Annotated in this window: 12 protein-coding genes; 6 read left to right on the forward strand and 6 right to left on the reverse strand. The window is 42.9% G+C overall.

Translation table 11 applies throughout. From position 1 onward, the window contains the following. Positions 1-63 precede the first annotated feature (63 nt). The 3 genes from PQR79_RS04330 to PQR79_RS04340 all read right to left on the reverse strand — a co-directional run bounded on the left by PQR79_RS04330 (position 64) and on the right by PQR79_RS04340 (position 7,640). Positions 64-2,778, reverse strand: coding sequence for a bifunctional acetate--CoA ligase family protein/GNAT family N-acetyltransferase (locus PQR79_RS04330; RefSeq protein ID WP_238103922.1), 2,715 nt, complete (start codon positions 2,776-2,778; stop codon positions 64-66). A gap of 483 nt (positions 2,779-3,261) precedes the next feature. Then, complete coding sequence (locus tag PQR79_RS04335) at positions 3,262-6,450, reverse strand: efflux RND transporter permease subunit (RefSeq protein WP_238103921.1); 3,189 nt, start codon at positions 6,448-6,450, stop codon at positions 3,262-3,264. 5 nt (positions 6,451-6,455) lie between these two features. Further along, positions 6,456-7,640: an efflux RND transporter periplasmic adaptor subunit gene (locus PQR79_RS04340; protein WP_238103920.1), complete on the reverse strand. Its 1,185-nt coding sequence runs from the start codon at positions 7,638-7,640 to the stop codon at positions 6,456-6,458. Between the two features lie 175 nt (positions 7,641-7,815). Here PQR79_RS04340 and PQR79_RS04345 point away from each other — a divergent pair, with 175 nt between their 5' ends. After that, positions 7,816-8,382, forward strand: a complete 567-nt coding sequence (locus tag PQR79_RS04345) for a GNAT family N-acetyltransferase (protein WP_303648267.1) — start codon at positions 7,816-7,818, stop codon at positions 8,380-8,382. An 18-nt stretch (positions 8,383-8,400) separates the two neighbouring features. Here PQR79_RS04345 and PQR79_RS04350 read toward each other — a convergent pair whose 3' ends face one another. From PQR79_RS04350 to msrA, 3 genes are all read right to left on the reverse strand, one after another. Then, complete coding sequence (locus tag PQR79_RS04350) at positions 8,401-9,237, reverse strand: GGDEF domain-containing protein (RefSeq protein ID WP_238103919.1); 837 nt, start codon at positions 9,235-9,237, stop codon at positions 8,401-8,403. Between the two features lie 268 nt (positions 9,238-9,505). Next, a complete protein-coding gene (trxB, locus tag PQR79_RS04355) occupies positions 9,506-10,459 on the reverse strand; it encodes a thioredoxin-disulfide reductase (RefSeq protein WP_238103918.1) in 954 nt (317 codons plus the stop codon). 191 nt (positions 10,460-10,650) lie between these two features. Further along, complete coding sequence (gene msrA, locus PQR79_RS04360) at positions 10,651-11,130, reverse strand: peptide-methionine (S)-S-oxide reductase MsrA (protein WP_238103917.1); 480 nt, start codon at positions 11,128-11,130, stop codon at positions 10,651-10,653. Between the two features lie 230 nt (positions 11,131-11,360). Here msrA and astE point away from each other — a divergent pair, with 230 nt between their 5' ends. The 5 genes from astE (at position 11,361) to nadA (ending at position 17,529) form a co-directional block, all read left to right on the forward strand. Then, complete coding sequence (astE, locus tag PQR79_RS04365; protein WP_303648309.1) at positions 11,361-12,380, forward strand: succinylglutamate desuccinylase; 1,020 nt, start codon at positions 11,361-11,363, stop codon at positions 12,378-12,380. Positions 12,381-12,586: 206 nt separating this feature from the next. After that, positions 12,587-13,765, forward strand: coding sequence for a thiamine pyrophosphate-dependent dehydrogenase E1 component subunit alpha (locus PQR79_RS04370; RefSeq protein WP_238103915.1), 1,179 nt, complete (start codon positions 12,587-12,589; stop codon positions 13,763-13,765). A 3-nt stretch (positions 13,766-13,768) separates the two neighbouring features. Continuing rightward, the gene (locus PQR79_RS04375) at positions 13,769-14,746 is read left to right on the forward strand and encodes an alpha-ketoacid dehydrogenase subunit beta (protein ID WP_188925917.1); all 978 of its coding nucleotides are present in this window, start codon (positions 13,769-13,771) and stop codon (positions 14,744-14,746) included. 9 nt (positions 14,747-14,755) lie between these two features. Further along, positions 14,756-16,348, forward strand: coding sequence for a dihydrolipoyllysine-residue acetyltransferase (locus tag PQR79_RS04380; RefSeq protein ID WP_238103914.1), 1,593 nt, complete (start codon positions 14,756-14,758; stop codon positions 16,346-16,348). 113 nt (positions 16,349-16,461) lie between these two features. Next, on the forward strand, positions 16,462-17,529 hold the full coding sequence (gene nadA, locus PQR79_RS04385) for a quinolinate synthase NadA (RefSeq protein WP_238103913.1): 1,068 nt from the start codon (positions 16,462-16,464) through the stop codon (positions 17,527-17,529). The last annotated feature ends 104 nt before the right edge of the window (positions 17,530-17,633 follow it).

The raw sequence follows: 17,633 nt of genomic DNA on the forward strand, positions 1-17,633 counted from the left end.
AATCAGTCGGAAAGTAAAAAGGCCATCAGTATACCTGCTGGCCTTTTTACTTAGCATATTGGCTTAACTGTTTGCTTGTTTGTCTTTGTTGTCTAGGTCCATGTGCATTTTGATCAAATGCTCTTCCATATCAAATGACACTGTAAAGCCTAATGATTTGGCTAAACTAGCCATATTGCGGTTTTCGAACATGGTGAAACCGGTTAAAAACAAGGTATTGTTATTTTTGTAGTACGTAATCAGCTTTTCTAGCAATAACTTGCCTAAGCCGATACCTTGGTAATCGCTGCGTACTGCCATGGCAAACTCTGCCTCAGTGTTATCTGGATCGATAGATGCTCTTACTGCGCCTAAGGTTAACTCTTCGCCTTCAGCGGTTGTCGTCGTGGCAATAAACGCCATTTCACGCGCATAGTCAATTTGTGTCAGTACAGCCATCTCTTCATGGGTCATTCTTGATCGTACCCCAAAATATCGTTTGTACCTGTCTTCGTCACTCAATGAGTTGTCAAACTCTAAATGTTTGGGTTCATCTTCTGGCAAGATGGGTCTTAACATGACCGTTAAACCGTTTTTGAGCGTCGATGTTTGTTCTAACTCTTTGGGGTAAGGCATGATAGCCAAACGTCCAATGTTGTCTTGTGGGCTGTCATGCAAGCGCATGTTGACATCTAGCAAGGTGATTTTTTCACCGGCTGCTAACACGGGGTTTATGTCAATTTCAGCAATTTCTGGGCAGTCGATAATTAAATGAGATATTTGGGTTAACATTAGGCATAAGGCGTTCATGTCTAGGCCCAAAGGCAAATGTCTATCGCGCAGTTTATTCGTTTTAAGTGCTTGAATCACCATATAGCGTGCCAAGGCCATGTTCAGTGGTGGCAATGCAACTGCAGCATCTCGGGTAGGATCCCATTCTGAACCGCCTTCGCCAAGACAAATTGCTGGACCAAAGACGGGGTCGTTAATGACCGACACGCGAATTTCTTGTGCGCCCGCAGTTAACGCCATCTTTTGAATAATCAATCCATCAATTTTGGCTTTTGGATTAATTTGATGCACTCTGTCGATAATAGAATGTGCCGCATGACTGACATCTTCATCAGAGGTTAAATTGAGCACCACGCCATGGACATCTGACTTATAGAGGAGATCAGGTGATTGCACTTTTAATGCGACAGGGTAACCCGCGCTATTGGCTACATTAACGGCTTCGTCAACATCACTGACAAACCAAGTGTCGATTGTGTTTAAGCCATATGCTTTTAATATATCAACAGCTTGATGAGTTTCTACCACGGTTTGTCCGCGGTCGAGAGCTTGCTGTAATAGGGTTTTTGCGATATCGCGATTGGCAGGAATATTGTCAGGGATAGACAACGGTACTTCTTGTAATAATTTTTGGTTACGGCGGTACTCTACCATGTGCATAAAGGCCCGTACTGCGCCTTCTGGGGTACGGTAAGTGGGAATACCGGCTTTGGTAAAGCGTTTACGCCCAAGATAGGCTGAGTCTTCACCGCTCCAGTTGGTTAAAATGTTCAACTTATGACGATTCGGGTTTTTATTAATTGTTTCAATAATGCTAGTGGCAATCTCGACGCTTTCAGCCAATATAGATGGCGAATGCAACACTAAAATCGTGTCGGCATCATTGCTGTTCATTAACACTTCAAGGGTTTTCGCATAACGCTGGTGGTCTGCATCGCCAATCATGTCGATAGGGTTTTGTCTTGACCAGGTGTCGGGCAATATTTTATTGAGCTCACTTATCGTGTCGTCTGATAATTGTGCTAACTTACCACCTTTAATGATCAGTTCATCTGCCGCCAATACAGCAGGGCCACCGCCATTACTCATAATAATTAGCCGCTCACCTTTTAACGTAGTCGAGTGGGCTAAGCTTTCTACTGCGGCAAACAGTTCAATTAAATCATTTACCCGTAACATACCTGCTCGGCGAAACGCGGCTTCATAGACCGCGTCGTTGCCACCAATTCCACCAGTATGGAGCATGGCTGCTTTAACACCTTCATGACTGCGGCCTGATTTAATCACAAAGATGGGTTTGTTACGTGCAGCGGCGCGGGCTGCAGATAAAAAGTGGCGCTTTTCATTAATGGAATCAATATAAAGCATGATTGCGCTGGTTTTGCTGTCGCGGCCTAGGTAATCAAGCAGTTCATCAAAGTCGATATCAGTGGCATCACCGAGCGAAATAAACGATGAAAAACCAATGCCTTTATTATTAGCCCAATCGAGCACAGTGGTACAGATGGCTGCAGATTGAGATACAAAGGCTATTTTGCCTGATATAGCTCCTGCATGGGCTAAACTGGCATTTAGTCCAATGGGCGGTAATATCATTCCGAGGCTATTTGGCCCCAATAACCGCATACCATAACGTTTGGCATATTGTTTGGTCAGTGTAAGCAAATCATTACCGTGCTCGTCGGTTTGTAACGCCATGCCTGAGGCCATGATAATGGCGACTTTGCAGCCAAATTGGGCGAGTCGTTCTACAATACTTGGCACTTTTTGCGCGCTAGTACATATGATGGCTAAATCGGGTTTAATTGGCAGGGCTTCAATATTAGGGTAAGCAAGTACCCCCATTACCGCTGTGTATTTTGGGGTTACGGGCATTATCGGCCCAGAAAATCCACTGGACAATAAGTTTTTCATTATGCCTTTACCGGCACGTTTATCACCATTTGATGCACCAATAACCGCGACTGACGTGGGTTTAAAGAGAGAATGAATGCTGCGTTGACTCATATTGGTGTCCTATGGTGATAACCGATGCTAATCAGATTAGCATATTCTCAATAAAATGATGATGTTGCACTATTTATTATTACTATCAATTTATCCTGATCTTGTATCAGCGCTCTTACGCAATGTGAACCAAAGTGTCATTTTAATTTAATCCATAGTAATACCATTGCGCATTAATAAGTGACCACTCAGAATGCGTCCAGCGGTTTTTGATTAAGGCGTCGCTATGCAGTGATGGTTGTTCCCTTTCAAATAGCGAGAACGTAAAGCAAAAGCGGCTGGGGCATTCCTTTTAGGTGAGTTTTAAAAGGGCTTACACTGCGTTGCATGACTTCGAAAGAGAATCACTATTCATTCAGTCATTCGCCTTGTTTAAGCCCTTTTAAATTCTCGCTGAGAGATCACTTGCTAACGCGCAATGGTATAAGGATAAAAAAAGGGGCCTTACGAATAAGGCCCCTTAACAATCTATCGATGTGAATGTTAGTGTTGTTGTGACTCTTCAAGCTTGGTGTTTGGCGTGGCCGGCGAATAAATACCAATGATTCGTGCGATTAAAGCCTTTGAGTCTTCAATGGCAATATACAAACATGGAATTAAACACAGGGTTACCACAGTAGCAAACAACACACCAAAGGCTAATGACACTGCCATAGGGATCACCATTTGTGCCTGCATGCTGGTTTCAGACATGATAGGCACTAAACCGATAAAGGTGGTTAATGAGGTCAACATAATTGCTCTAAAGCGTTTACAACCTGCATTAAGTACCGCTAAACGCATCGGCACGCCTGCTTTACGTGAGTTATTAACATAATCGACCATCACTAGCGAGTCGTTAACCACCACCCCGGCTGCCGCGATAATACCAAACATCGATAGGGCACTTAAATCGATGTCTAAAATGATGTGGCCCATAACAGAACCAATAACCCCAAACGGAATGACTGACATGATCATCACAGGCTGAATATATGAGCGAAGCGGTATCGCTAATAAGCTGTAGATCACCAACAACGACAAGATAAAATCACGCATTTGAGTATTAGCACTATCAAGCTGTTCTTGGATATTGCCAGACACTTCACTGCGAACCTGTGGGTATTTGATCAGTAGTTCAGGGATAAAGTTATCGCGGATATCTTTGGCGAGCTTAAAGGGTTCAGCTTGTTCTGCATCGACAGAACCCCATACGTTAATGGTACGGCTGCCATTTTCACGACGGATACTATTAACCCCTTGAACCACTTTAATGTCAGCGACTTCAGATAACGGCAACTCACCACCTTGTGGTGTTTTAATTAACACATCTTGCACCAATGAAATCGAGTTGCGCTGCTCTTCTGGGTAGCGCAGCATGACTTTGATTTCTTCGCCATTACGGATAATACGCTGAGCTTCAAGGCCGTAGAAACTGTTCCCCACTTGTGAAGCGATATTGGCCAAGGTTAAGCCTAAGGCATTTGCCAATGGCTTTAATTGGAACTGTACTTCTTTGGCACTGGATTGCCTGCTGTCATTGACATCACTCACGCCTTTTAAGCTGTTGAGCTTTTCTTTTAACATCATTGAGGCGGCAATAAGTTGCTCTTCGTTGTTACCCTCAAGTCTAAAGCTGATGTCGCCGTCTTCACGGCCGCCACCCATTAAACTGTCTTGAATGGTAAACGACTTAACCCCTGGAATTAATGGCATGGCTTGGCGCCATAATTCGGCAAGTGCAAAGGTGTCCATTGGGCGTAATTCAGGGTCAACTAATTTGGTCATTACTTCTGCATTGGTTTGGCCTTTTAGGTCAACTTGCATGTCAGAAATCATTCGTTGTCCATATTGCTGCTCAACTTCTTTGTCAACTTTATATAAGGTTTCCTCAATGGCAAGCGCTGCCGCTAACGTTGCTTTTTCTGATGCATCCACGTTCATTTCAATTTTAATTCGTGGGAAGTCATGAGGGATTTTAGGTTGGCCAATAAAGCGCACTAAACCACCACCGTAAAGACCGGCACACACTAAAATTAAACTGATAAACAGCATGATCACGGCGTAGCGATATTTAATGGCAATTTCTAATGATGGACGATAAATATTCTCAATGTATTTCGTTAAATTACGGTCTACTGCACCTTGAACAAAGTTGACGCCATTACGCAACCAGTCCAATGGGTTTTTAGACCCAGCTTTAACGACCTTAGGTTTTTTCATGTGAGCTAAATGCGCAGGTAGGATCAGTTTTGACTCAACCAATGAAAAGAGCAAACATAAAATCACCACGTAACCAATGGCCTGACCAAAGGCAGAAGAGGGGCCATCATCCATGGTGATGGGTAAAAATGCAGCAATGGTTGTTAGCACGCCAAAGGTGGCTGGCATCGCGACTTTTTGCACCCCGCGGATCACGCTTTCAATACTGTGACCGTGTTCTTCTGACTCACTGTGGGCGCTTTCTCCCATCACAATGGCGTCATCGACCACAATACCGAGCACTAAGATAAACGCGAATAAACTGATAACGTTAATGGTGACATCAATCAATGCCATTGGCATAAACAATAGGGTACCTAAGAAACACACTGGTAATCCCATCATGACCCAAAACGCTAAACGCACACGTAGAAATAACGCTAGCATTAAGAATACTAATACCGCGCCGCTTTTCATGCTGTCTAACATTAACTGTAAGCGACCGTCGAGGTAATAGGTCATATCTACCCAAGGCTCAAGCTTAACCCCTTGGGGTAAGGCTTTTTGCTTTTTATCGACATAGGTATGAATAATTTCAGCAATGTCGGTAATGCTTTGATTTTTTGCGGCACCAATAAAGAAGGTGACAGAATTTTTACCGTTGAACTTAGAGTATTGAATGCCATCTTCAAAACCATCATCGACTACGGCAATCTCACCTAATGATAATTTGGTACCGTCATCTAATGTCAGTAAGGGTAGCGCTTCAAACTCATAACCGACATAGGCTTGGTTTTGTACGCGCAAGTTAATGTAGCCGTTTTCAGCTTTTATTTGCCCAGCCGACATATTGCGTGAATAACCTTGTACTGCTTGGGCAACATCATTAAATGTCAGCCCATATTCGCGCAGCTTGTCTTTACTCACTTCGATGCTAATCTCATAACCCAAACCACCGTAATATTCTGAAATATTCACATTGGGAAGTTGCATGATTTCATTATGGATTTTATCGCCTAAATCTTTCAGTTGGCGCTCGGACATATCACCATAAAGACTTAAGTACATGACTTCTTGTCTAAATTTAATCCGCTCAACCTTTGGCGGCTCCATGTCGGCCGGAAACGTTGATATTGAGTCAATCTCAGATTTGATTTCATCGAGCACAACCAGGGGATCGTACGATTCTTCAACCTGAAAATAGCCTTGAGCCATATTACGGTTAGAGTAAGTAATGACCCGCTTTAAGCCTTGAATGCTCTCAAGCGCTTGTTCAATTTTAATGGTTATGCCTTCTTCTACCTCTTGCGGTGCTGTGCCAGGGTAGACGGCGCTAAATTCAATCCAGTTAATTTCAACTTCTGGAAAAAACTGCTTTCGAATGGTGCTTGCGGTTAACAGGCCACCGATTAAGATGATGATCATTAGCAAGTTTGCCGCAACACTGTTGCGAGCAAACCAGGCTATGAGTCCTTTGTGAGTATCTGCCATGATTGTTATTCACCTTCCATCGCAAGTTCAGAGGCATCTTTTTCTGCTTCTTTTTGCAGAATGCGGTCTTGGGGTAACGCGACTTTCATTCCATCAATAGGGTAGTCAAGGGCTGATATGATCAGTTGCATACCGGTTTCAAGCCCATCAGTGATGACCACGTTCGCTCCGTCTTGGCGGATAATGGTTACAGGTTTATAGCGTAAGGTCTTTTCTGCATCCATAATGGCTACCGCCCCGTTAACCACTAAATGGCGAGGTACTACGGCAACATTCCCGGCTTCAAGTCCGGTCACTTCTGCGGTGACATATGTGCCGTAACGTAATTCTTTTTTATTGGTGTTCAAACCGTATGGGTCATCAACTTCAGCCACGAGATAAGTCATCCTGCTTTTACTGTCGACAACGCCCTCACTGCGAACAATCTTACCTTTCCAGGTATGTTTACTGCCGGCAAAGTTGCTGTATAGGTTCACCGTAGTACCGACTCCTTTCGCCTGTAAATATTGCATTTCTTTATCAGCAATAGGTAAGCGAACTTCAGCTTTATCTGTATTGAGGACTTTACCAATAAGGCTGCCCTTGCTCACATATGAACCTAAGCCAATTTCACGAGCGTCGATTAATGCGTCATAAGGTGCACGAATTACGGTTCGTTCTAAATCACGTTTGGCGCGATTTAAGCTGGCTTCTGCACTTTTTAACTTGGCGAGTTCTTGGGCTAATTGCGGTTTACGCAGGCTTAAATCTGTTGGTTTTTGATTGGTTATATCAGCCCATTCTCTAATGGCCACCTCAGCATTAGCGCGTTCTTGTACTAGAGAAGCTTTTGAGGAAGCGATATTGGCTTGGGCGTCAAGTAAACTTGATTCATAATCGCTGGGGTCAATCTTGGCAAGTACTTCACCTTTTTTAACAAAACCACCTTTAACAAAGTTTGGGTCTAAATAAATAATTTCACCGCCGACTTGAGCAATTATTTCAGTGGTGTATTTAGCATTAACAACACCATAGGAATCAACGTTAAACGTCATTGGTTGATAGACAATCTCTTCAACAGAGACTAATGGTGTCATATCAACTTGTGGTTTTTCTTCTGGTGGTTTTTTCAATGCACTAAGACCAACAAGTCCTGCAACGCCAATGCCTAATACCACAAACGGTAAAATTATTTGTTTTTTAGTAGCCACAATGCTTCCTTTTAAGTGATTTTGTATTGCAGTGTCTTCCCCAACAAACTGCAACTAATCTATTTTATATGTATATGTTAATCGAATTGTTTCTTGTTTGTTGTATCAATGTGTAAACTTGTGTTTCAGTCTAGGGTTGTTTTTGACCTTAATGTCATCGTTTATAGGAAACGCCATGCAAATCACCATCACCAATACGTCTAGATTACAACTGTCATTATTAACCCTTGATGACGGTGCACTATTGTTTGAGTTAGACCAAGACGAACGGGTAATGCACTTTTTAAATGGCGGAATTAAAACCACCCAGCATCAAATTGATACGGTGATGTTGCCAAGGTTAGCTCAATATCTAAATCCCGAAAAAGGTTGGGGTTTGTGGAAAGTCCAAGCACTAGATTGCGCTGAAAATGATAAATACCAATTGAGTGGTCAATATTTAGGTTGGATTTTAGTCCGACCAATGCATTTTTTTACCCACCCTGAGCCCCATAATATTGAGCTTGGTTGGCGCTTTAAACATGCTTGTTGGGGTAAAGGGTATGCAACTGAAGCGGCCAATGCCGTGATGCAAACAATAAGTGCGCTTGATGAAGTCACACACGTGAGTGCGATTGCGGTTGAAGATAATGTTGCATCTATTGCGATTATGAAAAAGCTAGGAATGGAATTTCAATACAAACGGCTTCACCGCGACCCCTTGGGGGATACTGAAGCTGTCTATTATCAAAAAGAGGTTTAGATTTATCAGGTTAAGTCGTTAACAAATAAATACTTGATTACGGCCATTATTTTTAGCCCTATATAATGCAGTATCTGCATTTTTAATAAGACACATATAGTCTTTACATTCAAGGCTCAACTCGGTGACACCAATACTAATAGTGACCTTAACCGTTAACTCATTTTGGCCAGATTTACCGGGTATGGCTACTTGTAAGCTTTCGATGTTTTTTCTTAGCCGCTCTGCGAGTTTATAAGATGTAGAGACTTGAGTTCCTGGGAGTACAACGACAAACTCTTCTCCTCCATAGCGGGTTAACACATCTGAATCTCTAAGTGATTCTTTTATATTTTTAGCAATGCTTTTTAGAACAAGGTCGCCGACTGGGTGGCCATAATTATCATTAATATTTTTAAAATGATCGATATCAATAAGGCATACCGACAAAGGTAAAGTGAAGCTCTGGGCTTTAGTTGTTTCCTTGTTAAGGTAGTTATCGAGATAACGACGATTGAAAATGCCTGTGAGTGGATCGGTGTTATTTTCTTGTTTGAGAATATAAATCTGCATGATATCTCTGGTTGTTTTGAGGGATAAGTTACAGACGATATAGACAAAAATAGCACCGAGAAAAAAGATGATCGGCACAACGATATCCGCTGTGACGGAAATATTGACATAACTATATTTGGCATATAAACAGTAGCTGATAACAAAAAATAAAATGAGCAGTAATAAAAAAAACCAACTGTGTTGCAGTCTGCCCTTAGGTAAAAGACCAATAATTTTCCATACAAGCGTCATTGCGATTGCGAGTAAAAAAGCCCCAAATATAATCAGTCCACTCCCAAGGAAAGGTAATATTTCGCTCATGTTCAGTCCTTTTGTTATTTTATTTAGAGCTCAATGGATTATATATTCAGTATTATGGGTGCTTATATTGCCAAGGTTAAATGTTAATCGTTATTTTATGGTATCAGATCCTGTAAAATATAGCGTGATTGAGCTCAACATTTTATCAGTCTGTTGAGGCTGATGAAATGCGAGCATTAAAACCCTTAGACAATAAAAAAGAGCAGAAAATCTGCTCTTTATATGTTTGTAATACACTCTGTTATTGGTGAGTGAATGGCAAAAATAATTACTTTTGTGCGTCGAGGAAACGCTCAGCATCTAGCGCAGCCATACAACCTGTGCCGGCTGACGTGATAGCTTGACGATAATGTTGATCCATTACGTCGCCACAAGCATAAACGCCTTCAATACTGGTTTGGGTTGCATTGCCTTGTAAGCCACTGTTTACTTTTAAATAACCGTGGTTCATTTCTAACTGACCAGCAAAGATACCCGTGTTTGGACTGTGACCAATGGCCACGAATACACCCGCAACCTCTAAATCGGTAATACTGCCGTCTTTAGTGCTTTTCTTTTTAAGACCGGTTACACCCATGTCGTTGCCTGTCACTTCTTCCAGTGTTTGGTCTAGATGTAAAATGATGTTGCCGTTAGCCACTTTATCCATTAGACGGTTAATCAGAATTTTCTCTGAACGGAAACTGTCACGACGGTGAATTAAATGAACTTCTGATGCAATGTTACTTAAATACAACGCTTCTTCGACAGCGGTATTACCACCACCAATGACCGCAACTTTCTGATTGCGATAAAAGAAACCATCACAGGTCGCACATGCTGAAACACCACGGCCCATGAAGGCCTCTTCTGATGGCAAACCCAAGTATTTAGCTGAAGCACCAGTGGCAATAATTAATGCATCACAAGTGAATTCGCCATTGTCGCCTTTTAAACGGAAAGGGCGTTCAGTTAGGTTTACTTCGTTGATGTGATCAAAAATAATTTCAGTATCAAACTTTTCTGCATGCTTTTGCATACGTTCCATTAATGCTGGACCGGTTAAGTCTTCTGCATCGCCTGGCCAGTTTTCAACTTCTGTTGTGGTGGTTAATTGGCCACCTTGCTGCATACCTGTGATCATTACAGGTTTCAAATTTGCACGCGCTGCATAAACAGCAGCGGTATAGCCAGCAGGGCCAGAACCTAAAATTAGTAGGTTAACGTGACGAGCTTCACTCATGATTTTATTCTCCGATAACATGCCTTAAGCAATTTGCTTGGGATTGTATGGAATTTACATCGGCGGGTAAAGGGAAGTTAACGATAGTAAATCGATTGCGCTAATCTATTTGTTGTTCAGACTGATTAATGAAAGGCATTAGTCAGTCTGAACTGATGGTGAGTTTTACTAGGCGCTTAATATCAAAGCGGTTAGTAAACTAAATGACACGTAGGTAGATTATTTTTTTCTAAGTAATTCTGATGATAATCTTCTGCAATATGGAATGTTTGCAGTGGCACAATTTCTGTGACGATATGACGTTGGCCCCATTTCCCACTGCGCGCTAATGCCAGTTTAGACGTTTCAGCTAGGGCTTTTTGCTCTTTATCATGGAAAAAGATCGTGCTGCGATATTGAGTACCAATGTCGCCTCCTTGCATGTTTAACATGGTTGGGTTGTGGTTTTTCCAAAAGACATCTAAAAGTTCGTTATAGCTGACGACTTCAGGGTCAAACTCAACTTGTACCACTTCAGCATGGCCGGTCGTACCGGTTTTGACTTCTTTATAAGTGGTAGCACTGTCTTTACCGCCCATGTATCCACAGGTCGCATTGCTCACGCCGTTAATCTCACGGAAAAAATACTCAACCCCCCAAAAACAACCTGCACCAAATGTCGCTAACGCCATGAAACACCCTTAACACAATATAGAAGTCTAGATGGCTATAATTGTGTGGAATATTGCGCTGTTTTGCAAGTAAACTTTACTGAAAAAATAAATCTAACTTATAGCAACATTAAAATCGCTTAGGGCTATGATAGAATCCGCGCCAATAAGTGCAAATGAATCCACAGGTACGTGGCATTTACTGCGCCATATAATAATGAAACAAGGAGTTCATCGTGTTATCTGACCTTATGATAAACAATGATTTTTTAGCTTATACCTTAGCAAACCCAACTCAATTACCCGCCGGGTACCATTTTATGTTGGGACAGCACACTCGTGTTGAGGTGCTAGACACTGGCGTGATAGTGTTTTCTCCCGCCACAGCCAGTAAAGATATTGTGTTGTCGTGTGCGGTTCATGGTAATGAAACTGCCCCCATCGAAATTTGTAACCAACTGATTAGTGACTTATTAACTCAACGTATTATTGCTAAACAACGAGTGATGTTTTTAATCGGTAATCCAGCCGCCATCCTCAACAAAACCCGTTTCATTGACGAAAACATGAATCGATTATTCAGTGGTGCACACTCAAAAGGTGAGGGCTTAACTCACCCTGAACGCCACCGCGCGAAAGCGCTGGAAAAATATGTGGCTGATTTCTTTAATGCTAACAGTGACCGTCAACGTATCCATTACGATTTACACACGGCAATCCGCCCCTCAAAGCATGAAAAATTTGCCATTTACCCCTATCGCCCAGGCCGTGCGTATAGCGGTGAGCAAATGATGTTCCTCGCAGCGTGCGGGGTTGATACCATCTTGTTTCATCATGAACCCACCACCACATTCAGTTATTACTCTTCAGAGCAATTTCAAGCTGATGCTTTTACCGTTGAACTGGGCAAAGTGATGCCGTTTGGCCAAAATGATATGAGTCGTTTTGTACAAACCCATACAATGCTTGAAAAATTAATCACTGAATCTACACTGCCTTCAGTGGCATTTGATCCTGCTAAAGTTAATTTGTACAAAGTTTCACGTTCAATTAACAAACATTTTGATGATTTTGAGTTTAATTTTGCTAGTGACACCAAAAACTTTAGTGCGTTTAAACAGGGAGAAGTGTTAGCGACAGAAGGTGGGAAGCAAATCACAGTCGAGCAACCATTAGAAGCGATAGTATTTCCTAATGAGAACGTACCGGTTGGTCAACGTACGGTGTTGTGTTTAGTGCCCGCACCGAACGAGTCTATTGTAAATACCTAATCAGGCTTGAGAAGCTCTGAAACATGCATCGTCAGGTTGGTTAGGTGCAGTCGTAAAGCAATATATACATGTTAATCGTGAGTAAAATACGTTTACAGTGAAAGTAGGTATTGATAGGTAGTTTACGTTAACGTAATGTTTACTTGAACCATATAAATGAAGCGGTATTAATATTGAATATCGCTCAACAATAACAAGAGCATAATATGAGCAACGCACCACTGACCAATGAAACAGTGCACCGTGTCAGCTTCTTAGACAAAGCGTCATTGCACATCCCCATTTTGCGCATTTTGCAAGCTGACGGCACCACGTATGAAAATGCCGTACTGCCCGTTATCGATAAGCCTTTAGCCGATAAAATCTTCGATACCTGCGTTTTTACCCGCGTATTAGATGAACGTATGTTAGGTGCGCAACGTCAAGGTCGTATCAGTTTTTACATGACCTGTACCGGTGAGGAAGCCTCAATTATTGGTAGCACCGCCGCGCTCGATAAAGATGACGTTATTTTGGCTCAATACCGTGAACACGCTTCATTGCGTTACCGTGGGTTCAGTACTGAACAATTTATGAACCAAATGTTCAGTAATGAAAAAGATTTAGGTAAAGGCCGTCAAATGCCAATTCATTACGGTAGCCGTGAACTTAATTACCAGACTATTTCGTCACCCTTGGCAACGCAAATCCCGCAAGCGACAGGCGTAGCTTACGGCATGAAGTTACAAGGTAAACGTAATGTTGCCATTTGTTACTTTGGTGAAGGTGCCGCGTCAGAAGGTGATTTTCACGCAGGGTTGAACATGGCCGCGGTGTTAAAATCTCCGGTCATTTTCTTTTGTCGTAACAATGGTTATGCCATTTCAACGCCTACCGAAGAGCAATTTGCTGGTAACGGTATTGCTAGTCGTGGTGTCGGTTATGGTATGCACACCATTCGTGTAGACGGTAATGACATGCTTGCCGTGTTAGCAGCCACACAACAGGCTAGAGCCTACGCGTTAGAACATAATGCTCCAGTATTAATTGAAGCCATGACGTACCGTTTAGGCGCACATTCATCATCAGATGACCCATCTGGCTATCGCTCAAAAGATGAAGAAGCCAAATGGCAGCAACATGACCCTGTTAAACGCTTTAAATTATGGATGGTTAACAAAGGTTGGATCAACGAAGCCGATGAAACCACCTTATACGAACGTTATCGTGAAGAAGTGCTTGCAGCAGTAAAAGTGGCAGAGAAATTACCTATCCCAAAACTGGATGAAATCATCGAAGATGTGCTTGATAAACCGACACCTGCGCTTAAGAAGCAGCTGAAAGAGTTAAAAGAGCATATTAATAAGTACCCAAAAGCCTATCCAAAAAGCGCAGGGAGACTCTAAACCGTGGCTCAAATGAATATGTTACACGCCATCAATGAGGCGTTATCAATTGCCATGAAAGCTGACGAGCGCATGGTTATTTTTGGTGAAGACGTTGGCCATTTCGGTGGTGTTTTCCGTGCAACCTCAGGCTTGCAAGAGCAATATGGTCGAGAGCGTTGTTTTAATACTCCATTAACGGAACAAGGCATTGCAGGTTTTGCTAACGGTTTAGCATCGTATGGGATGACTGCCGTTGCTGAAATTCAATTTGCTGACTATATATTTCCGGCTTTTGATCAAATCGTTAATGAATCGGCTAAGTTCCGTTATCGTAGCGGTAATCAATTTGATGTCGGCGGTTTAACCTTCCGTACTCCCTATGGCGGGGGTATTGCCGGTGGTCATTATCATTCACAATCCCCTGAAGCCTATTTTACCCAAACACCTGGACTCAAAGTGGTGGTGCCGCGTAATCCTGAGCAAGCCAAAGGTCTATTACTTGCAGCCATTCGCGATCCAAACCCGGTGATTTTCTTTGAACCTAAGCGTTTGTATCGTGCTTCGGTAGGCGAAGTGCCAGCAGGCGACTACCAAATTGAATTGGGTAAAGCACAAGTGGTTAAACAAGGTCGCGATATTACAGTGCTTGCATGGGGCGCGCAGATGGAAATTGTTGAAAAAGCCTGTGAGCGTGCTGAAAAAGAAGGTATTTCGTGCGAAATTATCGACTTACGCACACTAGCACCTTGGGATGTAGACACGGTGGCAAAATCCGTGACTAAGACGGGTCGTTTACTGATCAATCACGAGGCGCCATTAACCGGTGGCTTTGCCGGTGAAATCGCTGCAACGATACAACAAGAATGTTTCTTATCGCTTGAGTCGCCAATTAGCCGTGTGTGTGGTTTAGATACGCCATATCCGCTAATTCACGAAAAAGAATACATGCCTGATGAATTGAAAACCTTCGAAGCCATCAAGGCTTCTGTAGCGTTTTAGGAGTAAGATATGATTAAAGATTTTATTTTACCCGACATCGGCGAAGGTGTGGTGGAATGTGAATTAGTGGATTGGTTAGTTAGCGAAGGTGACATCGTCACTGAAGACCAACCGATTGCCGATGTAATGACCGACAAAGCGTTAGTACAAATTCCTGCACCACACGCAGGAAAAATAACCAAGCTTTACTATGCAAAAGGCGATATTGCTATCGTGCATCAACCTTTATATGCCGTTGAAATGGATAACGACAATACTGAATTAGCGCAAGCGCCAACGGCAGAAGTGACACCAGTAGTAGAAGCCAAGCCTGAGGTTTCCCCGAGGGGGAACCATTCAAATATTGAAGACTTTTTACTGCCAGACATTGGTGAAGGGATTGTTGAGTGTGAACTGGTTGATTGGCTCGTTGAGGAAGGCGATATGGTGGTCGAAGACCAACCGATTGCCGATGTGATGACCGACAAAGCCTTAGTGCAAATACCCGCGATGAAAGCCGGTAAAATTGTTAAATTGCATTATCGTAAAGGCCAACTTGCTAAAGTGCATTCGCCTTTATTCGCTATCGAAGTGGAAGCCGAAGATACGCCAATGACCGCAGCGCCGCAGCAAGCAGTACAACAAGCGGTAACTGAGAGTGCAATTGTGACTGGTGAGCCAGTTGCGCAAGGCAAAGCGCTTGCTAGCCCTGCAGTACGCCGTATGGCACGTTCACTTGATATTAATATCGCACTGGTTGCAGGCAGTGGTAAAAATGGCCGCGTTTATAAAGAAGATATTGAACGCCATCAACAAGGTGCAGCTCAGCCTACAGTTGCTGCGTCTACAAACGCTGCTAACGTTTCAGCATCAACTCATGTTAGCACCACAGAAGTGGCAACCATTAGTCAGTCTGGCGTGGATCGTGTTGAACCGATTAAAGGTGTTAAAGCGGTGATGGCTAAGATGATGGTTGAGTCGGTATCGACTATTCCACATTTTACCTACTGTGAAGAGTTTGATTTAACTGAATTAGTTGCCCTACGTGAACGCATGAAGCAACGTTACTCAACCGATGAAGTCAAGCTTACTATGATGCCGTTTTTTATGAAGGCCATGTCACTTGCCATGAATGAGTTTCCTATACTGAACAGCCAAGTGAATGCTGATTGCACCGAGCTGACTTACAAATCACGTCATAACATAGGTATGGCTGTCGATTCCAAAGTGGGCTTATTGGTTCCCAATATTAAAGATGTACAAAGTAAATCGATTTTAGATATTGCAGCAGATATTACACGTTTAACGACCGCTGCTCGCAGCGGGCGAGTATCACCAGCAGATTTAAAAGACGGTACGATTTCAATCTCTAATATTGGCGCTTTAGGTGGCACGGTAGCAACACCTATTATTAACAAACCTGAAGTGGCCATTGTGGCTTTAGGTAAGTTACAGGTATTGCCACGTTTTAATGCTAACGGTGAGGTTGAAGCGCGTAAAATTATGCAGGTGAGTTGGTCTGGTGATCACCGTGTGATTGATGGTGGCACCATTGCCCGTTTCTGTAATTTATGGAAACACTATCTCGAACAACCGCAAGAAATGCTATTAGCTATGCATTAAGCACAATCATAGTGAGATAGTTGAAATTAGCCAGAAGGACGCATAAAGCGTCCTTTTGTTTTTAACCAGTATTTCGTATAATCTGCGGATAATGTCAATCGATTGGAACCTGTATGAGTCTGTCGGCACCTAAAATTGAAACTATTGAGTATCCGTTTCCACCAAAACCTGCCGTGTTGTCTGACGCTGAAAAAGCACAATATAAAGCACGAATTAAGCAATTGTTGATCGACCAAAATGCGGTGTTAGTTGCCCATTATTATACTGATCCTGAAATTCAAGCTTTAGCAGAAGAGACGGGCGGCTGTGTATCTGACTCGCTCGAAATGGCGCGTTTTGGCCGTGATCATCCAGCAAAAAAATTGATTGTAGCTGGGGTTAAGTTTATGGGCGAAACCGCCAAAATTTTAAGCCCAGAAAAAACCATCTTAATGCCAACACTTGAAGCAACCTGCTCATTGGATTTAGGTTGTCCTATCGAAGAGTTTAACGACTTTTGTGATGCTCACCCAGATCATACTGTGGTGGTTTATGCTAATACCTCTGCCGCAGTAAAAGCCCGTGCAGATTGGGTCGTAACCTCAAGCATTGCCCTAGAGATTGTTGAGCACCTAGACAGCCAAGATAAAAAAATTATTTGGGCACCAGACCGCCATCTGGGTTCATACATCAACAAGCAAACTGGCGCAGACATGTTGTTATGGCAGGGCGAATGTATTGTACATGACGAGTTTCAAGCCAAAGCCTTACGTGAGCTTAAAAAGCAACACCCAGGCGCGGCAATTTTGGTTCACCCTGAATCTCCAGCCAGTGTGGTTGAACTTGCCGATGCTGTAGGCTCAACTAGCCAATTGATCAAAGCAGCGCAAACCATGGATAACGATACATTTATTGTGGCTACCGACCGGGGCATTTTTTACAAAATGCAACAAGCTGCGCCAGGTAAAACATTACTTGAAGCGCCTACGGGCGGCAATGGCGCAACGTGTAAAAGCTGCGCTCACTGTCCATGGATGGCCATGAATGGTTTGCAAGCCATTGAGCAGTCATTGATCAATAGCGACAAAACCAATCACGAAATCTTTGTCGATGATGAGCTGCGCATTAAGGCGCTTATCCCACTGACACGGATGCTTGATTTTGCCAAAGAGTTAAACATGAAAGTGAAGGGCAATGCTTAATCAGCGTTAAGTTTAGCAAGCATAAAAGAGCCGACATCGAGTCGGCTTTTTTGTGCACCGGGGTTAACTTACTTAGGTGTTGGGTGCTAAGACGTTGATGAACA

Source organism: Shewanella metallivivens (assembly GCF_028750675.1).
Lineage (GTDB): Bacteria > Pseudomonadota > Gammaproteobacteria > Enterobacterales > Shewanellaceae > Shewanella > Shewanella metallivivens.

What these genes read in the sequence shown, in the direction of transcription:
- PQR79_RS04330 (WP_238103922.1), bottom strand. Translation starts at nt 2,778, where the DNA reads ATGAGTCAACGCAGCATTCATTCTCTCTTTAAACCCACGTCAGTCGCG.
- PQR79_RS04335 (WP_238103921.1), bottom strand. Translation starts at nt 6,450, where the DNA reads ATGGCAGATACTCACAAAGGACTCATAGCCTGGTTTGCTCGCAACAGT.
- PQR79_RS04345 (WP_303648267.1), top strand. Translation starts at nt 7,816, where the DNA reads ATGCAAATCACCATCACCAATACGTCTAGATTACAACTGTCATTATTA.
- PQR79_RS04350 (WP_238103919.1), bottom strand. Translation starts at nt 9,237, where the DNA reads ATGAGCGAAATATTACCTTTCCTTGGGAGTGGACTGATTATATTTGGG.
- trxB (WP_238103918.1), bottom strand. Translation starts at nt 10,459, where the DNA reads ATGAGTGAAGCTCGTCACGTTAACCTACTAATTTTAGGTTCTGGCCCT.
- msrA (WP_238103917.1), bottom strand. Translation starts at nt 11,130, where the DNA reads ATGGCGTTAGCGACATTTGGTGCAGGTTGTTTTTGGGGGGTTGAGTAT.
- astE (WP_303648309.1), top strand. Translation starts at nt 11,361, where the DNA reads ATGATAAACAATGATTTTTTAGCTTATACCTTAGCAAACCCAACTCAA.
- PQR79_RS04370 (WP_238103915.1), top strand. Translation starts at nt 12,587, where the DNA reads ATGAGCAACGCACCACTGACCAATGAAACAGTGCACCGTGTCAGCTTC.
- PQR79_RS04380 (WP_238103914.1), top strand. Translation starts at nt 14,756, where the DNA reads ATGATTAAAGATTTTATTTTACCCGACATCGGCGAAGGTGTGGTGGAA.
- nadA (WP_238103913.1), top strand. Translation starts at nt 16,462, where the DNA reads ATGAGTCTGTCGGCACCTAAAATTGAAACTATTGAGTATCCGTTTCCA.